Origin of the sequence: Extibacter muris (assembly GCF_004345005.1) — a bacterium.
In the GTDB taxonomy this organism is placed as follows: domain Bacteria; phylum Bacillota; class Clostridia; order Lachnospirales; family Lachnospiraceae; genus Extibacter; species Extibacter muris.
Genome location: NZ_SMMX01000042.1, coordinates 1 through 1,559 on the forward strand (window position 1 = coordinate 1; position 1,559 = coordinate 1,559).

A 1,559-nucleotide genomic window follows, 5' to 3' on the forward strand; every position below is an offset into this window, starting at 1 on the left:
TTTAGTACCATATAAGTGTAAGAGATAAAGCATATCATTCGTGCTTTACCCTCTACACTTATTTTTTTATGATAAGGGAGTAATTGGTCTGGCGAGGCTCTTTTTGGATTAACCACATCCGTCACAAAAACCGTCAACCACCCCTTATTATAAACAGTCGTTTAAGCAGGTTGAAACCCGTAAGGTGCTTTCGTGTAACGAACTAAAATGAGTTGTAATAAGTGTGGCTGGGAACAATTACAGATCAATTGTGGAGGTTACAGATGATAAGCGTAGGGATTGATGTATCAAAAGAGAAAAGTACCGTATGTATACTAAAACCGTATGGCGAGATTGTAAGCAGACCTTTTGAAGTCAGCCATGTGGAAAAGGAACTGTCTGAACTGGCAACCATGCTGCTGCGTCTGGATGATGAGGTACGTGTGATTATGGAAGCGACAGGGATTTACCATCTGCCAGTATTGAGTTACCTGAAAGAAAAGGGCTTCTTTGTGGCAGTGATCAACCCGTTTGAAATGAAAGAATACCGTTGTCAGGGTCTTAGGCGTGTGAAAACAGACAAACAGGATGCCATTACGATATCCAACTATGGGATTGATCATTGGTATCGTCTGAAGGACTGTGAAGCGGAAGAAAGCGTTTATGGGGAGCTGAAGCTGTTAGGCCGGCAGTACCGTCACTATATGAGGATGCGGGTAGAAAGTGTATTGGAACTGACGCATCTGCTGGATTATACGATGCCTGGGATCAAGAAGCTTCTAAAAGGCTGGAATGAAACGAACGGGAAAGATAAGCTGTCAGACTTTGCAGAAGAATACTGGCATTACGACAACATAACCAGACAGTCAGAGGAGGAATTTGTGGACAGTTATCTTGAGTGGGCAGAAAGGAAGGGGTACCATCGTTGCCAGGACAAAGCCATAAAAATCTATGCACTGGCGAAAGAGGGTATCCCTACAGTTTCTTCCAGTACCCCATCGACCAAAATGCTGGTACAGGAAGCGGTCAGGGTGTTAAGAGAAGTCGATAACACTCTGATGACGATTTTAACACAAATGCAGACATTAGCCAAGAGCCTGCCGGAATATCCGGTAGTGCGGGCAATGGGAGGAGTGGGGAACGTGCTGGCACCGAAACTGATAGCAGAGATCGGAGACGTAAGGCGTTTCCATAGTGGAAAGGCACTGATAGCCCATGCAGGGATAGATGCCCCGCCATATCAGTCTGGTCAATTTACCGGAACAGAGCGAAAGATATCAAAGCGTGGATCATCAAGTCTGCGGAAAATAGGCTATGAGGTTATGCGTTGCTTAAAGACACATAAAGCGCCGAAGGATGCGTCGGTATATGAATTCATATTGAAGAAGGAAAAAGAAGGGAAATCAAAACGTGCGGCTAAAATAGCAGGATTAAACAAGTTTCTGAGAATTTACTATGCGCGAGTAATGGAGGTGTACCAGCAGTAGAAAGATGGAAATATAGAATTGATTGACCGGATTCATGCCGGTCTAATTGTCGTGGGAAAATATAGAAATAAAAATAATTTTAAAAACCTGCTA

At 43.6% G+C, this 1,559-nt stretch carries 1 protein-coding gene; it reads left to right on the forward strand.

Annotation, left to right across the window (positions count from 1 at the left end; all coding sequences use genetic code 11):
- Nucleotides 1-263: 263 nt before the first annotated feature.
- Nucleotides 264-1,466 carry an IS110 family RNA-guided transposase gene (locus E1963_RS19095; protein ID WP_132281661.1) on the forward strand — a complete coding sequence of 401 codons (1,203 nt, stop codon included), beginning with the start codon at nt 264-266 and terminating at the stop codon, nt 1,464-1,466.
- The last annotated feature ends 93 nt before the right edge of the window (nt 1,467-1,559 follow it).

Coding starts and splice junctions, on each gene's coding strand:
- E1963_RS19095 (WP_132281661.1), top strand. CDS start 264: ATGATAAGCGTAGGGATTGATGTATCAAAAGAGAAAAGTACCGTATGT.